17 protein-coding genes and 2 pseudogenes are annotated in these 18863 nt (G+C 71.5%); 13 read left to right on the top strand and 6 right to left on the bottom strand.

Annotated features, from left to right (window positions below; all coding sequences use genetic code 11):
- Positions 1–72: 72 nt before the first annotated feature.
- The gene (locus ACFWBQ_RS13515) at positions 73–1107 is read right to left on the bottom strand and encodes an SGNH/GDSL hydrolase family protein (RefSeq protein ID WP_385487753.1); all 1035 of its coding nucleotides are present in this window, start codon (positions 1105–1107) and stop codon (positions 73–75) included.
- Positions 1108–1262: 155 nt separating this feature from the next.
- On the opposite strand from ACFWBQ_RS13515, the gene ACFWBQ_RS13510 reads away from it, so the two are divergent.
- Positions 1263–2666: a cystathionine beta-synthase gene (locus ACFWBQ_RS13510; RefSeq protein ID WP_385487751.1), complete on the top strand. Its 1404-nt coding sequence runs from the start codon at positions 1263–1265 to the stop codon at positions 2664–2666.
- Positions 2667–2995: 329 nt separating this feature from the next.
- Here ACFWBQ_RS13510 and ACFWBQ_RS13505 read toward each other — a convergent pair whose 3' ends face one another.
- Positions 2996–3421 carry a hypothetical protein gene (locus ACFWBQ_RS13505; RefSeq protein WP_385487344.1) on the bottom strand — a complete coding sequence of 142 codons (426 nt, stop codon included), beginning with the start codon at positions 3419–3421 and terminating at the stop codon, positions 2996–2998.
- Between the two features lie 150 nt (positions 3422–3571).
- On the opposite strand from ACFWBQ_RS13505, the gene ACFWBQ_RS13500 reads away from it, so the two are divergent.
- The 5 genes and pseudogenes from ACFWBQ_RS13500 to ACFWBQ_RS13480 form a co-directional block, all read left to right on the top strand.
- A complete protein-coding gene (locus tag ACFWBQ_RS13500) occupies positions 3572–4378 on the top strand; it encodes a maleylpyruvate isomerase family mycothiol-dependent enzyme (RefSeq protein WP_385487342.1) in 807 nt (268 codons plus the stop codon).
- Positions 4379–4394: 16 nt separating this feature from the next.
- A pseudogene (locus tag ACFWBQ_RS13495) lies at positions 4395–4712 on the top strand (SAM-dependent methyltransferase); the annotation flags it as partial.
- A 164-nt stretch (positions 4713–4876) separates the two neighbouring features.
- Positions 4877–5692: a DUF2785 domain-containing protein gene (locus ACFWBQ_RS13490; protein WP_385487340.1), complete on the top strand. Its 816-nt coding sequence runs from the start codon at positions 4877–4879 to the stop codon at positions 5690–5692.
- Between the two features lie 193 nt (positions 5693–5885).
- Positions 5886–6734 carry a MurR/RpiR family transcriptional regulator gene (locus tag ACFWBQ_RS13485; protein ID WP_385487338.1) on the top strand — a complete coding sequence of 283 codons (849 nt, stop codon included), beginning with the start codon at positions 5886–5888 and terminating at the stop codon, positions 6732–6734.
- Between the two features lie 93 nt (positions 6735–6827).
- Positions 6828–7358 (top strand): annotated as a pseudogene (locus ACFWBQ_RS13480) (hypothetical protein); the annotation flags it as partial.
- Between the two features lie 6 nt (positions 7359–7364).
- Here ACFWBQ_RS13480 and ACFWBQ_RS13475 read toward each other — a convergent pair.
- Genes ACFWBQ_RS13475 through ACFWBQ_RS13460 form a run of 4 tightly spaced genes read right to left on the bottom strand, consistent with a single transcriptional unit; the run spans position 7365 to position 9493 of the window.
- Positions 7365–7739 carry a hypothetical protein gene (locus ACFWBQ_RS13475; RefSeq protein ID WP_385487336.1) on the bottom strand — a complete coding sequence of 125 codons (375 nt, stop codon included), beginning with the start codon at positions 7737–7739 and terminating at the stop codon, positions 7365–7367.
- A 43-nt stretch (positions 7740–7782) separates the two neighbouring features.
- Entirely contained in the window at positions 7783–8250 is a 468-nt protein-coding gene (locus ACFWBQ_RS13470; RefSeq protein WP_385487333.1) for a roadblock/LC7 domain-containing protein, read from the bottom strand.
- A 38-nt stretch (positions 8251–8288) separates the two neighbouring features.
- On the bottom strand, positions 8289–9095 hold the full coding sequence (locus ACFWBQ_RS13465) for a winged helix-turn-helix domain-containing protein (RefSeq protein ID WP_385487331.1): 807 nt from the start codon (positions 9093–9095) through the stop codon (positions 8289–8291).
- On the bottom strand, positions 9092–9493 hold the full coding sequence (locus tag ACFWBQ_RS13460; protein ID WP_385487329.1) for a hypothetical protein: 402 nt from the start codon (positions 9491–9493) through the stop codon (positions 9092–9094). Before ACFWBQ_RS13460 ends, ACFWBQ_RS13465 begins: the two co-directional genes overlap by 4 nt.
- Before the next feature lie 252 nt (positions 9494–9745).
- On the opposite strand from ACFWBQ_RS13460, the gene hutU reads away from it, so the two are divergent.
- From hutU to ACFWBQ_RS13425, 7 genes are all read left to right on the top strand, one after another.
- Positions 9746–11428 carry a urocanate hydratase gene (hutU, locus tag ACFWBQ_RS13455; protein ID WP_385487327.1) on the top strand — a complete coding sequence of 561 codons (1683 nt, stop codon included), beginning with the start codon at positions 9746–9748 and terminating at the stop codon, positions 11426–11428.
- A gap of 32 nt (positions 11429–11460) precedes the next feature.
- Positions 11461–12756 (top strand): allantoate amidohydrolase, encoded by a 1296-nt coding sequence (locus ACFWBQ_RS13450; RefSeq protein WP_385487749.1) that lies wholly within the window; start codon positions 11461–11463, stop codon positions 12754–12756.
- Positions 12747–14111, top strand: a complete 1365-nt coding sequence (locus ACFWBQ_RS13445) for a formimidoylglutamate deiminase (protein WP_385487325.1) — start codon at positions 12747–12749, stop codon at positions 14109–14111. Before ACFWBQ_RS13450 ends, ACFWBQ_RS13445 begins: the two co-directional genes overlap by 10 nt.
- Positions 14112–14140: 29 nt before the next feature.
- The gene (hutI, locus tag ACFWBQ_RS13440) at positions 14141–15313 is read left to right on the top strand and encodes an imidazolonepropionase (protein WP_385487323.1); all 1173 of its coding nucleotides are present in this window, start codon (positions 14141–14143) and stop codon (positions 15311–15313) included.
- Between the two features lie 126 nt (positions 15314–15439).
- On the top strand, positions 15440–16552 hold the full coding sequence (locus ACFWBQ_RS13435; protein WP_385487321.1) for a GNAT family N-acetyltransferase: 1113 nt from the start codon (positions 15440–15442) through the stop codon (positions 16550–16552).
- Between the two features lie 118 nt (positions 16553–16670).
- On the top strand, positions 16671–18011 hold the full coding sequence (locus ACFWBQ_RS13430) for a glycosyltransferase (protein WP_385487319.1): 1341 nt from the start codon (positions 16671–16673) through the stop codon (positions 18009–18011).
- Positions 18008–18829, top strand: coding sequence for a polysaccharide deacetylase family protein (locus ACFWBQ_RS13425; protein WP_385487317.1), 822 nt, complete (start codon positions 18008–18010; stop codon positions 18827–18829). Before ACFWBQ_RS13430 ends, ACFWBQ_RS13425 begins: the two co-directional genes overlap by 4 nt.
- Positions 18830–18863 lie beyond the last annotated feature (34 nt).

Below are 18863 nucleotides of genomic sequence, written 5' to 3'. Positions count from 1 at the left end.
TTGTTCCCGCACAGGACCGCCGTTTCGCGCCACCGCACGGCCACCCTCACGACCGGGCGGTCACGGTCGCACTCACGCGGGCCGCCACGTCGCCCCCGACCCGGACGGCGGCGGCCCGCCGTCCGCGTCCACGTCGGACCGCTTCGCCGGCTCCGTGTGCGCGGGCAACCGCCGCCGCCGACGGTGCTTGAGCAGGGCCCACGGAGCCCGTGCCCCCGTTACCTCCGTACCCGCCTCCCGCGCCGCCTGGGAGGCCGCCTTCGCCACCGGCAGCATGTCCTCGCGCCGCGACCCGTCCAGATGGTCGGACTCCGGCCACAGCCCGAGCACCGCACACACGGTCGGCAGCATCGCCATCGCCGCCGTCGCGTACCCCTCCGCCGACGGGTGGTAGTTGTCGGGGCCGAACAGCTCCCGCGGATTCGCCTCGAACTCGGGCCCCAGCAGATCGCCCAGGGACACCGTCCGCCCGCCCTGCTCCACGGCACCGATCGTCTGAGCAGCCGCCAGCTGGCGGCTCACCCGACGCGCCAGCCACCGCAGCGGCTGGTAGACCGGCTCGATCGTGCCCAGATCCGGGCACGTGCCCACGACCACCTCCGCGCCGGCCGTGCGCAGCCTCCGTACAGCCGTACTCAGACAGCGCACCGACTGTGTCGCCGGCATCCGGTGGGTCACATCGTTCGCGCCGATCATGATCACGCAGACGTCCGGCACCCCCGACGGATCGGCCAGCACCAGCGACACCTGCCGATCCAGATCGTCCGACCGGGCTCCGGGCAGCGCCACGTTCCGCAGATCCACCGGCCGCTCGGACACCGCCGCCAGCCCGGACGCGAGGAGCGCCCCCGGCGTCTGACCGGCCCTGCGCACCCCCTGCCCGGCCGCCGTCGAGTCGCCCAGCATCACGAACCTCAACGGATCGGTGGGGCCGGCGAACGCCACCCCGTACCGCCCGTTCGCACTCGGAGGGACCGGCGCCGAACCGCCGCCCACCTGCCGTTTCGCCAGCTGTACCTCGGCCAGCACCAGGCCTACCGTCGCCGCACCGATCAGCCCGACGCTACCGCCGCCGTAGGCCGCGCCCGCTGCGATCCGCCGTGCCACCCTCGCCCTCGACACAGTCCGGTCCACCTCCTCCTTGCCGTGCAGCTGTACACAGCACTACCTGCCCCGTACAGGGCCTGGCCCAATCGCTTCGCCCAATGTCCTCCCCTTACGCATAGTCTTGCTTGACCATCTCGGAGACCCCGGAGTACACGGTGCAATTCCACGATTCGATGATCAGTCTTGTCGGCAACACCCCGCTGGTGAGGCTGCGCAATGTGTCGGCAGGCATTCAGGCGACGGTCCTGGCCAAGGTCGAGTACTTCAACCCCGGCGGGTCGGTGAAGGACCGCATCGCGCTGCGCATGATCGAGGCCGCCGAACAGAGCGGTGAGCTCCGGCCCGGCGGCACGATCGTCGAGCCGACCAGCGGCAACACGGGCGTCGGCCTGGCCATCGTCGCCCAGCAGAAGGGCTACAGGTGCATCTTCGTATGCCCGGACAAGGTGTCCACGGACAAGATCAACGTGATGCGGGCGTACGGCGCGGAGGTCGTCGTCTGCCCGACGGCCGTTGACCCCGAGCACCCGGACTCGTACTACAACGTCTCCGACCGTCTGGTCCGCGAGACGCCCGGTGCCTGGAAGCCCGACCAGTACTCCAACCCGAACAACCCGCGCTCGCACTACGAGACCACGGGCCCCGAGCTCTGGGAGCAGACCGACGGGCGGATCACCCACTTCGTCGCGGGCGTCGGCACGGGCGGCACGATCACCGGCACGGGCCGCTATCTCAAGGAGATCAGCGAGAACCGCGTGCAGGTCATCGGCGCGGACCCGGAGGGCTCCGTCTACTCCGGCGGATCAGGACGCCCGTACCTCGTCGAGGGTGTCGGCGAGGACTTCTGGCCGAGTGCCTACGACCGTACGGTCACGGACGAGATCGTCGCGGTCTCCGACAAGGACTCCTTCCAGATGACCCGGCGTCTCGCCAAGGAGGAGGGCCTGCTGGTCGGCGGTTCCTGCGGCATGGCGGTCGTCGCGGCCCTGGAGGTCGCCGGGCGGCTCGGCCCCGACGACGTGGTGGTCGTCCTGCTGCCGGACAGCGGCCGCGGCTACATGAGCAAGATCTTCAACGACGAGTGGATGGCCGACTACGGCTTCCTGGAGGACACCGGCACCTCCGCGCAGGTCGGTGCCGTCCTCGACTTCAAGGAGGGCCCGATTCCCTCACTCGTCCACATGCACCCGGACGAGACGGTCGGCGAGGCCATCGACGTACTCCGCGAGTACGGCGTCTCCCAGATGCCGATCGTGAAGCCGGGCGCGGGCCACCCGGATGTGATGGCCGCCGAAATCATCGGTTCCGTCGTCGAACGTCAGCTCCTGGACGCCCTGTTCACGCAGCGCGCCTCGCTCGCCGACACGCTGGAGAAGCACATGTCGGCGCCGCTGCCGCAGGTCGGCTCCGGTGAACCGGTGGAGGACCTGATGGCCGCGCTCAGCGGTGCGGACGGCTTCGACGCGGCGATCGTGCTGGTCGAGGGCAAGCCGAAGGGCGTGGTGAGCAGGCAGGACCTGCTGGCGTTCCTCGCGAAGGACGCCAACTCGAAGCAGTAGGACGGATTCCCGGGCTTCGCGAAACCGGTACGAGCGCGACACGTGCGCGCAGCACCGGCTTAACACGGCTCCGGCACAGTAGTGGGTGTCGGCAGGGGAAACCCCGCCGGCACCAGATACGGCGACACGGACTACGGAGCGGCTCCCGGACCTCCACCGTCGCCAGGACGCGACACCCGGCCCTGACCCGGGAACGCGTCCCTCGCGGGGACCGCCGTCGTCCCGCCCTCCGGGCAACCGGGGGTGCGGCGGTTCCCGCGAAATATCTATGCGCGGAGACCGGCGGTTTCTGCATGTGCGGAGACGGGCGGCATTCGCCCTCGCCGCCCTCAGGCCTCCCAGTCGGACGATGTCCGCTCACTCCGCTCGGCCCGGAACCACGGCCACATGCGGGCGGCGTGAACCGCGTTCACCCCGAAGATCCCGAGCCAGGCCACGACGAGCCCGTCGATACCGGCATTCGCGACGCCGATCGCCGACAGCGGGATGGCCAGGACCAACGAGACGACCCCGAAGCCGAAGCGCTCCCCGAATGTGCCGCCCGCCCGGCCAGGCTGCGTACCGCCCCGGGCGACCACCATCTGCTGCTCGGCGAAATGCCGGCGCACCCGTCGGTCGAGCGTGCCGTCGAGCCGCTGCTCGACCTTCTCCAGGAACGAGTCGATGAGTGCGGACTCGTATTCGGGGCCCAGCTCACTGCGGGCCTGCAGGGTCGCGTCCAGCTCTCGCTTGAGCTCGGGGTCACGGGCTTCCATACGTCTTACGGTACGAATCGCCGGCACCCGGGTCAGTGGGGTTAGCCCCCCTGTTTTCGCCCGCTTCCGTGCCGGGCGAGCAGCTCACCCCATGCCGGGAAGTGCCCACCGGCGTAGCGTTGACCGGGGGAAAGAGGGGAGCTGGGCCCCATGACCACCGCGACGCCTTCCGCCCGCACCATCCCCCGGACATCCGAGGAGCGGGCCCGTGAGGTCAACGAGGCAGAGCTCCGCGCCACGCTGTCCACCTTCCGTGAGCTGTCCGACGAGGACTGGCGGCGTCCGACAGTCTGCACCGGCTGGACGGTCCGCGACATGCTCGCCCACATCGTCGGCCAGTACGAGGAGCTGCCCCGCCCCTGGGTCGCCGTACGGCGGATCCGGCGTGCCGGGCGGATGCATCCGCACCTGGGCCGGCTCGACGGTCACAACGAGAGCCAGATCGATGACAGGCGGGCCGTGCCGGGCAGGGAACTGATCGGCGCTCTCGCCCACTACGCCCCCCAGGGCCTGCGCGCGCTGCGCCGCATACCCGCGCCCGTCCGCCGAAAGATGCGGCTGAGCCTGCTCTACCCGGAGGCCAGGGCCCTTCCCGACGACTCGATGGACTACATGAACAGCGTCCTTTCCGCCCGCGACACCTGGATGCACCGGGTGGACCTCAGCGATGCGACGGGAGCCGAGCTGCTCCTGGACGGGCACGACCGCGAGGTCGTGGACCAGGTGGTGCTCGACCTGGCGCTCGCCTGGACCGGCCCCCCGGTGGAAATCGACCTCCATGGCCCCGCAGGCGGCAACTGCCTCCTCCTGGGCCTCGGCGCCCCCGCAGCCACGCTCCGCGCGGACGCGATCACCTTCGCCCGCCATGTGGCGGGCCGCCCTCCGCGCGGGCGGCTGGAGCTGGACGGCGACACCGATGCGCAGGCGGCGCTCATGGCGGCGCGCGTCGTGTTCTGACCGTTCGCGGAGTCGCTTCCTCGAGGACGACGCGGAGGCGTACGGAACCGTCGGTCGCCTGATGGACCGCCTGCCGTCCGGGAGTCACCTGATCCTCTCCCATACGGTCACGGATCCGGCGATGCCCGATGTGGATGCGGCAGTGGTGTTCTGGAACGAGCACGGCACACCGAAGCTGACCCGGCGCACTCCTGAACAGGTCGCCGGGTTCTTCGACGGCCTGGAGCTCCTGGACCCGGGCGTGGTGTCGTGCAACCGGTGGCGTCCTGAGGCGGACGCGAACGGCGTGCCGGACGAGGTGGCCATGTTCAGTGGCGTCGCACGCAAGCCCTGAGGCGTCGCTCGACGGGCCGGGCCGTCGCGGGTCACCTGCGAGCCCGCTGCGCCCAGTCGTGAGGGGGACTCGGACGTGTCGTCCCACGCAGGGGCGGCGCCACGGCCCGGCCACTTCCTTCGCAGCGGAATCACCACCCGTGTCGGCATGTGGAAGCTGACCGGGTGACTCTGGATCCCGACTGGCTGACGATCGCCGAAGACGGCTTCCGCTTTCCGGACACCGTGACTGCGTCTCGGATGGGCGAGGAGCTGTCGGCCATGCTGGCCTCCCCGGACCCCGTGATCCGTGACGACTACGCGTACTCCGCCGCCGCGCGCTGGATCGAGGAAGGGCACCTCGACGAGGTTCTGGAGGATCTCGGGGACAGAGCTGCGGGCCGTTTCGGCCACGCCGAGATCCAGGCCCGTACTTTCGCACCGCTGCTTCTCGCACGCGTCCTGACACGCGGGCACCGGGCCCCCGGCACCGTACCGAAGGCGGCGGTGGAGCGCTGGTACGACCCGTACGCCTCGTGGTACGCCTCCGAGCACGACACACGCGGCTGGGACGACACCCTCGGGTGGCTGCACGCAGTCGCCCACGGTGCCGACGCCGCAGCCGCGTTCGCCCTGGCCCTGCCCGCCCGCCGCACCGACTTGCTGGAACTGTGCGCCCGCAGGATGACGGCGGCCGACGCCGACCACCGTTACGAGCAGCTGGAGGACGCGCGTCTCGCCCGCGCCCTCACCCGTATCCTGCTCGCTCCTGGGCTGACGGCCGATCAGGCGGCGGGCTGGCTGGCCGTGGTGGAGGAAGCCCTTGAAGGCGGCGGCCCCGGGCCCGTCCCGCCCTGGGCGTTCAACACCTTCGCCACCCTGCAGTCGCTGCATCTGCATCTGACTCTCGGACTCGCCGGCGAGGGCGTCCCGCCGCACGGTTCGCTTGTCGCCTCCCGCGCTGCCGCGCTGCTGCGCCTGCCTTACGGCTGGCTCGCCTGAGGGAGCCGCGGAATCGGGGAAGGCTCGGTTCCGTAGCGTCGGCGGGTGAGTACGTCGCTCGCTGGAACCAGCCGAGCCCCGGTGTCGGGCGGCGCCCCTGCCGGTGGGCCTGTATATGGACATGCAGTCCACTTGCTGGCTGAATAGATTCCTCGGCGCCGATGTGGTGCGACGGATCTCCGGAGGGACCAGCATGAGCGGGAGCAGTCCGGCTGCGCGGTTGCAGCGGCTCTTCGAAGGGCAGCGGCTCACGCCCACCCAGCGGCGGATCGCGCACTCCATGGTGCGGCGGGCCGCCGATGCTCCCTTCCTGTCCAGTGTGGAGCTGGCCGAGCTGGCCGGGGTCAGTCAGCCGTCCGTCACCCGGTTCGCCGTGGCGCTCGGCTTCGACGGGTATCCGGCTCTCCGTAAGCATCTGAGGGAGGTCGCACCGGCCGAAGGGGCGGGTGGGGGTGCTGTGGAGGAGACCTTCAACGAGTATCAGCAGGCCGTCCGGGCCGAGATCGAGAACCTCCAGCACCTGGCCGAACTCCTCGCCGATCAGGGCCCGGTGGAGCGGGCGGGACGGTTGCTGGCCGGATCGCGGCCGCTGCCCGTGCTGGGGCTGCGGGCGGCGTCGTCGCAGGCCCGGGGGTTCGGGTACTTCGCCGCCAAGGTGCATCCCGACGTCCGCGTGCTCGACGAGGGCGGCAGCATGCTGCACGACCGGATCGATGCCGCCCGGCGGGCGGGGGCCGGTGCGCTGATGTGTTTCGCGCTGCCCCGGCATCCGAGAGAGGTCGTGGATGCGCTCGGGTATGCGCAGGCGCAGGGACTGACCGTCGTGACCGTTGCCGAGTCGGCCTTCGCCCCGGTGGCCAAGCACAGCGATGTGCTGATTCCGGCCGCCGTCGGGACCGGGCTCGCCTTCGACACCGCCTGTGCGCCGATGCTGCTGGGGCGGGTGCTGCTGGAGGCGATGTGCGACGGGCTGCCGGAGGCGCAGGCCCGGCTGGAGGAGTTCGACGCGCGGGCCGCTGCGCGGGGGCTGTTCGTCGAATAGGGATTTTTGACGATTCTCAGGTGTCGCTCATCTGTGCCCATTAATCTCCGCGCCCAGGAAGGTCCACAGGCAGCTGCGGAGAGGGGTACGGACATGGGGCGCGGAGCGCAGTCGTTGGCGAGGGTGGCCGTGATCGTGCGGGCCGGGGCAGCACCTTTGTGGTGGCCGGGTTTGCTGGCGTCGGCCGTCGGGGCGCTGGTGCCGGGGATGACCGGGCGGCGGATCGGGCTACTGGCAGGGGCGGCGTTGTTCCTCGTGACCGCGGCCGTCGTGGCTCTGGTGCGTACGGCGCGGTACGGGGAGCTCGCCAGGGGCGCCTCGCGGGCCGGACGGAGCGACTTTCTGCAGGACCGGGCCGTGACCGTACGGAACTGGAGGCGGGGGCACCGGTGGTGGCTGCTGGGGGCGTTCGTGGTGGCGGTGGCCAGTGGGTTCCTGGTGCCGGGGGCCGGTGGGCTCGTGCTCGCGGGGGCCGGGGCCGGGCTCTGGACGAAGGCCGTGCGGATCGGGCAGCGGGAGCGGCGGGACGACCTCCTGTACTGGGTGCGCACCGACTGGGTGGAGCACGGGCGGCCTGCCGGCAAGCAGGTGAAGGCGTACCGGGTCACCGGGCCCGTCGCCGGCGGTGACTCAGATCTCCAGTTCTGCTTCGATCTTCTTCAGCTGGTGGCGGGCCATCGCCAGGTTGGCGCGGCCGGCGTCCAGTACCAGGTAGAGGAACAGGCCGTTGTTGCCACGGGTCTTGAGCAGGCGGATGAGGTGATACTGGGCGCCGAGCGTGATCAGGATGTCCTCGATCTCGTCCTTGATCCCCAGGTGTTCCATGGTGCGGAGCTTCGCGCGAACGACGTCCGTGTTGCCGGCGGCAGCGACATCGAGATTGAAGTCCTTGCCGCCGCCGAGGGTGCCCAGGGCCATGCCACTGGTGTAGTCGACGAGTGCGACACCGAGGGTGCCCTCGATCGACGTCATCGCGTCCTTCAGTGACGCTTCGGTGTTGGACATGAGAGCTCACTTCCTCTGGGTGATGTGTCGGTCCTGCAGGTGATCAGGTCGTGCTGTCCGGGGTGGGGCGGCGTGGCAGGCTGCGGGCCTGCGGGGGGCGTGGGGGTGCGGCCGGGCGGTCGGGGGCTGCGGCTGCGGCATCGACGACCTCGCCGATGCGGGCGCCTGCCCGGCGGCCCTCCAGGTGGAGGCGGCCGACATTGATGCGGTCCTCGGCCAGCAGGGTGAGGACGGCGCAGGAACCTGCCGCGTACGTGGCGATGTAGCCGCTCTCGCCGCGGACCAGGAGTTCGCGGAAGCCTCCGCGGCCGGTGGCGTCGGTCATCCGGATCGCCACGCCGAGTGCGGCGGCCGTGAGGGCGGCCACGCCCTCGGCTTCGACGCCGGGGGTGTCCTGTGCCAGGACCAGACCGTCGGTGCTGGCCGCCAGCGCGCCCGCGAGGAGGGGTACCCGGGCCCGTAACCGCTGGAGCTCGTCGAGGACATGCTGCACTTCGGCCTCGGGCACCATCAGTTGTCTCCTCCCGGCACGCTGTCTGAGCGCGCGAATCACAGGGCCTCCAATGCGTCTCTGAGCCGGCGCAGCAGGGCGACGTCGGGGTCGGCGGTCACCTCGGGCAGCGTGACCCGGCCGGGTGCGGAGGCCGACAGGGCCGCCGTCTGCCGGACCGCTTCGACCAGTCCGGCGGCCGCGAGGCGTCGCAGGTCGACCAGGATGTGAAAGGCCGAGCGGCCCAGTTCCTGGGCGATGTCCGTGGCTGTACGCACGCCGTCCACCAGGTCCAGGACACGGCGCTGCCGTGGCGGGACCGGGGCGTCGACGGGGTGCGCCGCGGGGGTGAGCGGGGCGCTGTCGGTGAGTGGGTCCGGCCAGATGCGGTCCAGCAGCTCCCGGCGCCGGAGCGTCTCGCGCTGCACGGCGTCCACGGGTACGGGATGGACCGGTCCGATCCAGTGCGAGACCCCGTAGCGGAAGCGGGCGGGGGTGCGGGTGGGAGCGAGGGCGAAGAACGCGGCGTCGTACAGCGCACCCAGGTGGCACAGCTCCAGCGCGCCGCCGGGCACCCGGCCGCTGTCCACGAGGTAGCGGCCGACGCGCTGGCCGGCGCCTGCCTGGGCGACCGCGTCCCACCAGCCCTCGGTGCGCAGCGCGCCGCCCGTGATGAGCAGGACGTCGATCCCGGGTGTGGCGGGGCTTTCGGCGTGGACGATCTGGCCGTCGGTGAGGTAGAGGGTGCCGCGGTCGCGCATCAGTGCGCCGGTGGCGCGCTCCTCCGCGAGACGCTGGAGCATGGGGGAGGGGACGGAAGGGGTGGCTTGTTCGGCGGTGTCCGGCCGGGTGGCGGTCGGTCTCATGCCAGGACCAGCCGCTTCGCGATCTCGCCGAGCCTTATTCGGGCGAGGGCGAGATTGCCTTCCGCACGGTCCAGCCAGAGGTGCAGGAAGACGCTGCTGTCGAACGCCGTCTCGACGAAACGGAGGATGTGGTAGCCGGCCCGGGAGGTGACGATGACGTCCTCGACGGCCGGTCCGGGCGGGTCGGGTAAGTCCTGCAGGCGGGCCTGTGCGAAGACCGGCTGCTCGGCCGCCATCCTCGCCACCTCGGCCGTCTCGGCGGCCGTCGTCTCGTGGTCACCGCCGGGCGAGTCGCCGATGGTGCCGAGGGCGAGGCCGCTCGTCCAGTCGACCACCGCGGCGCCGCGGGCACCGGGCAGCCTCATGACTTCGAGCAGGCACTCGTCGATTCCGGGCAACGCGGACTCCCCTCCCGACGTGACGTACGGCTGTAGTGGAGAGGCTACGCAACGTGCTTGCGGCTGGTGGGAGTTCTGGCATTTTCCATAGGTACATGCGGGTAGCGGTGTAAAGGGGCCGCCGGTGGGTGTGTGGCAGTCGGCCGTCGTCCGTTCGGCCCCGCTGCCGCGGACCCGCTGTTGACTAAGAGTATTCAGACCCCCAGGATGTGAATAGAAGAGTTACGGTCGCAGTCGCGAGGAGGCATTGCCATGTCAGGACCCCGCCCCGTACGGGCACCGCGCGGTACGGAACTGAGCGCCCTGGGATGGCAGCAGGAAGCCGCCCTCCGCATGCTGCAGAACAACCTCGACCCCGAGGTGGCCGAGCACCCGGACAAGCTCGTCGTCTACGGCGGTACGGGCAAGGCGGCCCGGGACTGGCGGTCCTACGACGCCATGGTCCGCACGCTGCGGACGCTCAAGCAGGACGAGACGATGCTCGTCCAGTCCGGGCGGCCCGTCGGTGTCATGCAGACCCACGAGTGGGCGCCGCGTGTGCTGATCGCCAACTCCAACCTGGTGGGCGACTGGGCCAACTGGGAGGAGTTCCGCAGGCTGGAGGCCCTCGGGCTCACCATGTACGGGCAGATGACCGCCGGGTCCTGGATCTACATCGGCACGCAGGGCATCCTCCAGGGCACGTACGAGACGTTCGCCGCCGTCGCCGAGAAGCTGCGTTCCGTGGGCAAGGGGGTCAACGGCACGCTCGCGGGGACCATCACGCTGACGGCCGGGCTCGGCGGTATGGGCGGGGCCCAGCCGCTCGCCGTGACCATGAACGACGGCGTCGCCATCTGTATCGACTGCGACCCGCGCGCCATCGAGCGCCGGATCGAGCACCGCTTCCTGGACGTGAAGGCCGACAGCCTGGAGCACGCGCTCCGGCTGGCCGTCGAGGCGCGGGATGCGCGGCGACCGCTCTCCATCGGTCTCCTCGGCAACGCGGCGGAGCTGCTTCCCCGCATGCTCGCCGAGGGTGCGCCGATCGACATCGTCACCGACCAGACCAGCGCCCACGACCCGCTCGCCTATCTGCCGGTCGGCGTCGACTTCGAGGACATGGCCTCGTACGCAGCCGAGAAGCCCGCCGACTTCACCCGACGTGCCCGTGAGTCGATGGCCGCACACGTCGAGGCGATGGTCGGCTTCATGGACGCCGGCGCCGAGGTCTTCGACTACGGCAACTCGATCCGTGGCGAGGCGCAACTGGTGGGCTATGCACGGGCGTTCGACTTCCCGGGCTTCGTGCCCGCGTACATCCGGCCGCTCTTCTGCGAGGGCAGGGGGCCGTTCCGGTGGGCGGCGCTGTCGGGGGAGGCCTCCGACATCCACAAGACGGACAAGGCGATGCTCGAACTCTTCCCGGAGAACGAGTCGCTGCAGCGGTGGATCAAGATGGCCGGCGAGCGCGTCCACTTCCAGGGGCTCCCGGCCCGGATCTGCTGGCTCGGATACGGCGAGCGGGACAAGGCCGGTGAGCGGTTCAACGACATGGTGGCGAGCGGTGAGCTGGCCGCTCCGCTGGCCATCGGGCGCGACCATCTGGACTGCGGATCGGTCGCCTCGCCGTACCGCGAGACCGAGGCGATGCTCGACGGCTCCGACGCGATCGCGGACTGGCCGCTGCTGAACGCCATGGTCAACGTCGCATCGGGGGCGTCCTGGGTGTCCCTGCACCACGGCGGCGGTGTGGGCATGGGCCGGTCCATCCACGCGGGACAGGTCACGGTCGCCGACGGTACGAAGCTGGCGGGCGAGAAGATCCGCCGGGTGCTCACCAACGACCCGGGGATGGGGGTCATCCGGCATGTCGATGCCGGTTACGACATCGCGGAGTCCGTTGCCTCGGACAAGGGCGTACGGGTCCCCATGGCGGAGGGTGAGCAGCCGTGACGCCGGGCGGCCCCGGTGCGGTGGGGGCGGGCATGTCGATGCCGGGTGCGGGTTCCGTCGGGCCCGGTTCCGCCCTGCGGGACGAGCTCCCGCCGCAGCCGTCCTTCCAGTCGATGTGGCGCGACCTCGCGCCCATCGGCCGCCATGCCGGCAGCGGCGGGTACCGGCGTTATGCCTGGACCGGGGCCGACGCGGAGTGCCGGGCATGGTTCCGGGGGCAGGCCGAGTCGCGCGGACTCGACTACGAAGTGGACCGGAACGGCAACCAGTGGGCCTGGTACGGCGATCCGCTGGCCGGGGACGCCGTCGTCACGGGGTCGCATCTCGACTCCGTGCCGGACGGTGGCGCCTTCGACGGGCCCCTCGGCGTGGTCTCCTCCTTCGCCGCATTCGATGAACTCCGCCGCAGGGGAGCACAGTTCATCAAGCCGGTCGCGATCACCAACTTCGGGGACGAGGAGGGGGCCCGCTTCGGGCTCGCCTGCGCCGGGTCCCGGCTCGCCGCCGGGCAGCTGACCGTCGACAAGGCGCAGCTGCTCCGCGACGGGGACGGTGTCACGCTCCCGCAGGCCATGGAAGCCGCCGGATACGACCCCGACGCCATCGGGCCCGATCCCGAACGGCTGGCCCGTATCGGTGCGTTCGTCGAGCTCCATGTGGAGCAGGGGCGTGCCCTCGACCTGAGCGGGGACCCGGTCGGTGTCGCCTCCGCCATCTGGCCGCACGGGCGGTGGCGGTTCGACTTCCGGGGCGAGGCCAACCACGCCGGCACCACCCGGCTCGTCGACCGGCGCGACCCGATGCTCACGTTCGCCGAGACCGTGCTGGCGGCCCGGCGCGAGGCGGAGCTCGCAGGAGGGCTCGCGACCTTCGGCAAGATCACTGTCGAGCCGAACGGGGTCAACGCGATTCCTTCCCTCGTCCGGGGCTGGCTCGACTCGCGGGCCGCCGACCAGGCCACCCTCGACGCCGTCGTCGGCGGCGTCGAGCGGGCCGCACGGGAGCACGCCGGGCGGGCCGGGATCGACCTCGACGTCGTACGGGAGTCGTTCACGCCCGTCGTGGAGTTCCAGCACGCCCTTCGCGACGAGATCTGCCGGGTGCTGGGCAAACACGGCCCGGACGACACGGGACGCACCGTCCCCGTGCTCGGCACAGGAGCGGGCCATGATGCGGGTATTTTGTCCGCTTCGGTGCCCACCGCCATGCTGTTCGTACGAAACCCCACCGGGATCTCGCACTCGCCGGCCGAGCACGCCGCCGAGGACGACTGTGTGGCCGGGGTGATCGCACTCGCCGACGTACTGGAAGGCCTCGCGTGCAGCTGACAACGCAACCGACAGGCACACCGGTCACCACCTACTGGCTGTCCCACGCCTGGCTCGGCACCCACGTCGAGCCGGGCGTCGCCCTGGACGTGGCCGCAGGGCGCATCGTCGGTGTCCGTACGGGCATCGACACACCGCCGCCCGGCGCCACGGCACTGCGCGGCCTGACCCTCCCGGGCCTGGCCAACACCCACTCGCACGCCTTCCACCGGGCCCTGCGCTCCACCGTCCAGGTGGGTTCCGGCACCTTCTGGACGTGGCGCGAGCTGATGTACCGGGCGGCCTCCCGGCTCACCCCCGACACCTATTACGACCTGGCCCGTGCCACGTACGCCGAAATGGCCCTGGCCGGCATCACCTCCGTCGGCGAATTCCACTACCTGCACCACGCGCCGGGGGGCACGCCCTACGACAATCCGAACGCGATGGGTGAGGCCCTCATCGCGGCGGCGGCCGAGGCGGGCATCCGCATCACTCTGCTGGACACCGCCTATCTCGCCGCCGGATTCGGCGAGAAGCCCAATCGGCACCAGCTCCGCTTCTGCGACACGACCGCCGACGCCTGGGCCGAGCGCGCCTCTCTCCTCAAGGGCGACGACCGGACGCTGATCGGCGCCGCCATCCACTCCGTGCGCGCCGTTCCGGCCGGGCAGCTGGCCACCGTCGCGCAATGGGCCGAGGAGCGGGAAGCGCCGCTCCACGTCCATCTTTCCGAGCAGACCGCGGAGAACGACGCCTGCTTCGCCGCCCACGGCCGCACCCCCACCCGGCTCCTCGCCGACCACGGGGTTCTCGGCCCACGCACCACCGGCATCCACAACACGCACCTCACCGCCGAGGACATCGCTCTGCTGGGGAACTCCACGACCGGCACCTGCATGTGCCCCACCACCGAACGCGACCTCGCCGACGGCATCGGGCCCGCCGCCGCCCTCCAGCGGGCGGGCTCCCCGCTCTCGCTGGGCAGCGACAGCCACGCGGTGATCGATCTCTTCGAGGAAGCCAGGGCGATGGAGCTCAACGAGCGCCTGCGCACCCATGTCCGCGGCCACTGGACGGCGGCGGCCCTCCTCAGAGCCGCTTCCGCCGACGGGCACGCCGCACTCGGCCGCCCCGACGCCGGCACGCTGGAACCGGGTGCGCCGGCCGACTTCGCCACCGTCGCACTGGACTCCGTCAGAACAGCGGGGCCGGCGCCCCGGCTGGCAGCCGAAGCAGCCGTATTCGCTGCCTCCGCCGCGGATGTGCGGCACACGGTCGTGGCAGGCCGGCATCTCGTGCGGGACGGTCACCACACCCAGGTACAGGACGTCCCCGCAGCACTTGCCTCCGCCATCGCCGCCCTGCACGGCTGATTTCCGAACCCGAGGAGAGCACCCCCCACATGACGACGACCGCCGTCACCAACATCGCCAGCCTGGTCACCAATGACCCCTCCCTCGGAAACGGGACCCCCCTGGGCCTGATCCTGGACGCGGCCGTCGTCATCGAGGGCGACCGCATCGTCTGGACCGGTGAATCCAGCAAAGCACCCGCCACCGACAACGCCGTCGACGCGGGCGGCCGGGCCATGATCCCCGGCTTCGTGGACTCCCACTCCCACCTGGTGTTCGCGGGCGACCGGACCCACGAGTTCAACGCCCGCATGTCCGGGCGCCCCTACTCCGCGGGCGGCATCCGCACGACCGTCTCCGCCACCCGCGCCGCCTCCGACGACGAGCTCTCCGCCAACGTCGCGCGCTATCTCGCCGAGGCGCTGCGCCAGGGCACCACCACCTTCGAGACCAAGTCCGGCTACGGCCTCACCGTCGAGGACGAGGCCCGCGCCCTGCGCATCGCCGCACGCCACACGGACGAGGTCACCTACCTCGGCGCGCATGTCGTGGCGCCCGAGTACGCCGAGGACCCCGCCGGATACGTGGACCTGGTCACCGGACCGATGCTGGACGCCTGCGCCCCGCACGCCCGCTGGATCGACGTCTTCTGCGAGAAGGGCGCCTTCGACGGGGACCAGGCGCGCGCCATCCTCACCGCGGGCCTGGCCAGGGGCCTGCACCCCCGGGTCCACGCCAACCAGCTCGGCCACGGCCCCGGCGTCCAGCTCGCCGTCGAGCTGGACGCCGCCTCCGCCGACCACTGCACCCACCTCACCGACGCCGACCTCGACGCGCTCGGCCAGGGCGACACGGTGGCGACGCTGCTCCCCGGCGCCGAGTTCTCCACCCGCGCGAGCTGGCCCGACGCCCGACGCCTCCTCGGCGCCGGCGCCACCGTCGCGCTCTCCACCGACTGCAATCCGGGCTCCTCGTTCACCTCCTCCATGCCGTTCTGCATCGCCCTCGCCGTACGGGACATGGGCATGACCCCCGACGAGGCGCTCTGGTCCGCCACCGCGGGCGGCGCCGCCGCGCTGCGCCGTGACGACGTCGGCCGGATCACGCCCGGCGCCCGCGCCGACCTCGTACTCCTGGACTCCCCGAGCCACGTCCACCTCGCCTACCGGCCGGGCGTTCCGCTGGTCAGCAGGGTGTGGCGGCGCGGGGAGCAGGTCGCGTGACGGCCGAAAGCGGAAGGAGCCGATTTTCACCGGTCGGTCACAAGATGTCGTGGGTGCCTACCGCGGAGTGACCGTGCCCGGTACCGTTCTGAGCAGCGTGGCTCAGGGGGTAGACCGGGGGGTCTTGTGAGCAGTCGGCGCATTCGTGTGGTCAGGCCCGGGGATCTGGGCGCGGGGGACATCGAGACCTGGCGGGAGCTGCGGGCGAAGTCCGGAGCTCCGGCCCATCCGTTCATGGAACCGGAATTCACTCTTGCCGTCGGCCGCGTGCGGCCGCGTGCACGGGTGGCCGTGATCAGCGAGGAAGCGGAGGGGACGGCCGGTTACTTCCCCTTCGAGCGGGGGCGGTTCGGCGGCCAGGGCAGGGCGATCGGCTTCGGGGTCTCCGACCTCCAGGGGGCGGTGGTGCGCCCCGGACTCTCGCTGGACGCCAGGACGCTGTTGCGGGCCTGCGGGCTCTCCGCATGGGAGTTCGACAATCTGGAGCCGGGTCAGGAGCTCTTCGAGGCGGATGCGGCCCGCTCGTATCCCTCGTACGTCATCGATGTCGGTGACGGCTACGAGAGCTACGAAACGGAGCTGCGCGCCCGGTCGCCGAAGTTCCTCAGGACCACCCTGGCGAAGGAGCGCAAGCTGGGCCGCCAGGCCGGTGAGGTGCGGTTCGTCCTCGACGAGCGGGATCCGGCGGTGCTGCGGACCCTGATGGAGTGGAAGTCCGCCCAGTACCGCAGGACCGGCCGCCGCGACCGCTTCGCGAAGAAGTGGATCCGCGACCTGGTGGAGTTCCTGTTCCACACGAGGGCGCCAGGGTGCTCGGGTGTGCTCTCGGTTCTGTACGCGGGCGGGAAGCCCGTGGCCGCCCACTTCGGGCTGCGCTCGCGGACCGTGCTCTCGTGCTGGTTCCCCTCGTACGACCCCGAGTTCGCGAAGTTCTCTCCCGGGCTGATCCTCCATCTTCGGATGGCGCGTGCGGCCGCGGACGACGGCATCGGGATGCTCGACATGGGGCGCGGGGCGGCCGAGTACAAGGACGCACTGAAGACCGGGGAGCTGACGGTCCACGAGGGCGCCTCGGTCAGGCCGGGGGCGGGCGCGGCCCTCCAGTGGCTCGGCCGTGAACCCTCGCGCAGGGCGCACAGCTTCGTACGGAAAAGGCCCCGGCTGGCGGGCGTGGCCCAGCGCGGACTCGAACGGGCGGGCCGGCTGCGCAACCCGAAGCAACCGAAGCAGCCGGAGTAGCCGCAACAGTCGGAGCAACCCGACTGATCGACGCAGCCGGTACGGCAACAGCGGCTGCAGCAGGCGCAGTGCACAACGGGCGGCCATGGCGTCACGACGACGTGGGGGATGGGACCGGATGCCGTACAGACCACAACGAGCCGGAACAGCACCACAGTTACCCGACATCGGCTACCTCGTCGGTGCAGCCGTTGCAGAGCTGGAGCTCGGCACGCCGGGCGGTACGGGTGCACGGATCCGCCCCGCCCCTGGCGGCCCGCCGTTCAAGGAGGGCCCGCACGAGGGCGACGGGCAGCGGGTCTTCGCGCTCGTGCGACTGGGCGGGCGCCCGGTGGGTGCGATCGTCGGCCGGATCCGGACGGGTGACGACCCGGCCTCCGTCCTCGCGGGACAGGCGGCGGACGACATCGACCTGCCGGAGCCGCATCCGTCCGGGCCGGAGGACGCGCCCCGGGCCACCGTCGTCGTCGCGACCCGGGAGCGGCCCGAGCAGCTCGCGCGCGCCCTCGACTCATTGCTCGCCCAGGACCACCCGGACTTCGAGATCGTCGTCGTCGACAACGCACCTGCCACCACCGCCACCCGCGATCTCGTCGCGGCCGGTTACGCGGACCGTGGCGTCCGCTACGTCCTGGAACCCGTGCCCGGTCTGGCCGCCGCCCACAACCGGGGGATCGCCGCTGCCGAGGCGGACGTCCTCGCCTTCACCGACGACGACGTGATCGCCGATCCGCACTGGCTCACCGCCCTCACCCTGCCGTTCGGCGCGGACCCGCGGCTCGGCTGTGTCACCGGCCTGATCCTGCCCGCGCGGCTGAGCACCCCGGCACAGATCCTGCTGGAGAGCCACGGCGGCTTCGCCAAGGGCTTCGACAGGCGCTACTACGACCCCGCGCACCCGCCGGCCGACGAACCGCTCTTCCCGTTCACCGCCGGACGATTCGGGTCCGGCGCCAACATGGCATTCCGCGCCGGGCCGTTGCGGGCCGTCGGCGGCTTCGACCCCGCCACCGGCACCGGCACACCCGCCCGGGGCGGCGACGACCTCTACGCCTTCGTACGGATCCTCGCCGGGGGCCACCCACTGCTCTACACACCCGACGCGATCATCTGGCACCACCACCGGGAGCGCTGGGAGGACCTGTGCGGACAGGCGTACGGGTACGGGGCCGGACTCACCGCCTGCCTCACGGCGCTCATGGTCCGGCGCCCCGCCCTGCTGCCTGCCCTGCTCGCCCGGCTGCCGCGCGGCCTGGCCCACGCCCGCACCATGACGGCGTCGCGCGCCACCGACGCGGCCGGTCGGCCGGGTGTTCCCGGCGGGCACGGCTCGTACACCTACCCGTGGCCCCGGCATCTGTCCCGGCTGGAGCGGCGCGGCCTGCTGTACGGCCCGGTCGGATACGTACGCGCCCGGCTCTCCGTCCGTGGCGAACCACGTCCCTGGGAGGGGAGATGAGCGCTCACAGATCCGGCAGCTCCGGAACGTCCCGGATACCCGTGCTGCTCTACCACGCGGTGATGGACGACCCCCCGCAGTGGATCGCCGAATTCACCGTCGGGCCGCGCGCATTCGCGGCCCAGCTGGACGCGATCGCCGCCAGCGGGCGCACGGCCGTACCGATCAGCGCCCTCGTCGACCATCTTGCGGGCCGCGGCCCGTTGCCGGACCGGCCTGTCGTTCTCACCTTCGACGACGGTTTCGCGGATCTGGCGGGGCCGACCGCCGAGGCGCTCGCCGGACGTTCGATGCCCGCCACCGCGTATCTCACCACCGGTGCGCTGGCGGCCGGCGGGTCCAGTCTGCTGCCGCCCGGTCCGATGATGAGCCTGGAGCAGGCGCCGCTCCTTGAGCAGTACGGCCTGGAGGTGGGCGGGCACACCGTCACCCATTGCCAGCTGGACACGCTGTCCGGTGCGGCCCTGCGGTGCGAACTCACCGACTCCAAGAAGGCTCTGGAGGACGTGCTGGGCCACGAGGTGACCCATCTCGCCTATCCGCACGGGTACAACAGCCTGGCCGTGCGCCGCGCCGCCCGTGCCGCCGGGTACGCGAGTGCGGTGGCCGTCCGGCACGCACTGAGCTCCGCCCGGGACGAGCCGTACCGGATCGCACGGCTGATCCTCCGGCGGGGGCACACGGTGCGGGACATCGAGGAGTGGATGGCGGGCGCGGGCGCCCCCGTGGCGCCGTTCCCCGACTCGCTGCCGACCGTCGGGTGGCGGTGGTACCGGCGGGCCCGGGCAGCGGTACGGGGTCCGGTGTTCGCGGGGTGAGGCGAGCGGGTGAGGCAAGCGGGGTGAGGCGGGC

It is taken from the genome of Streptomyces sp. NPDC060035, assembly GCF_042736635.1.
GTDB lineage: Bacteria > Actinomycetota > Actinomycetes > Streptomycetales > Streptomycetaceae > Streptomyces.
The sequence above is the reverse complement of the archived record's forward strand: the minus strand, read 5'-3'. Positions and strand labels throughout refer to the sequence as shown.

Excerpts from the sequence above, each read along its gene's own strand:
- ACFWBQ_RS13470 (WP_385487333.1), bottom strand. The coding sequence starts at position 8,250 with ATGGTGCCCGAGGCCGAAGTGCAGCATGTCCTCGACGAGCTCCAGCGG.
- ACFWBQ_RS13450 (WP_385487749.1), top strand. The coding sequence starts at position 11,461 with ATGTCGATGCCGGGTGCGGGTTCCGTCGGGCCCGGTTCCGCCCTGCGG.
- ACFWBQ_RS13500 (WP_385487342.1), top strand. The coding sequence starts at position 3,572 with ATGACCACCGCGACGCCTTCCGCCCGCACCATCCCCCGGACATCCGAG.
- ACFWBQ_RS13425 (WP_385487317.1), top strand. The coding sequence starts at position 18,008 with ATGAGCGCTCACAGATCCGGCAGCTCCGGAACGTCCCGGATACCCGTG.
- ACFWBQ_RS13475 (WP_385487336.1), bottom strand. The coding sequence starts at position 7,739 with ATGTCCAACACCGAAGCGTCACTGAAGGACGCGATGACGTCGATCGAG.
- ACFWBQ_RS13465 (WP_385487331.1), bottom strand. The coding sequence starts at position 9,095 with ATGAGACCGACCGCCACCCGGCCGGACACCGCCGAACAAGCCACCCCT.
- ACFWBQ_RS13505 (WP_385487344.1), bottom strand. The coding sequence starts at position 3,421 with ATGGAAGCCCGTGACCCCGAGCTCAAGCGAGAGCTGGACGCGACCCTG.
- hutI (WP_385487323.1), top strand. The coding sequence starts at position 14,141 with ATGACGACGACCGCCGTCACCAACATCGCCAGCCTGGTCACCAATGAC.
- ACFWBQ_RS13485 (WP_385487338.1), top strand. The coding sequence starts at position 5,886 with ATGAGCGGGAGCAGTCCGGCTGCGCGGTTGCAGCGGCTCTTCGAAGGG.
- hutU (WP_385487327.1), top strand. The coding sequence starts at position 9,746 with ATGTCAGGACCCCGCCCCGTACGGGCACCGCGCGGTACGGAACTGAGC.
- ACFWBQ_RS13430 (WP_385487319.1), top strand. The coding sequence starts at position 16,671 with ATGCCGTACAGACCACAACGAGCCGGAACAGCACCACAGTTACCCGAC.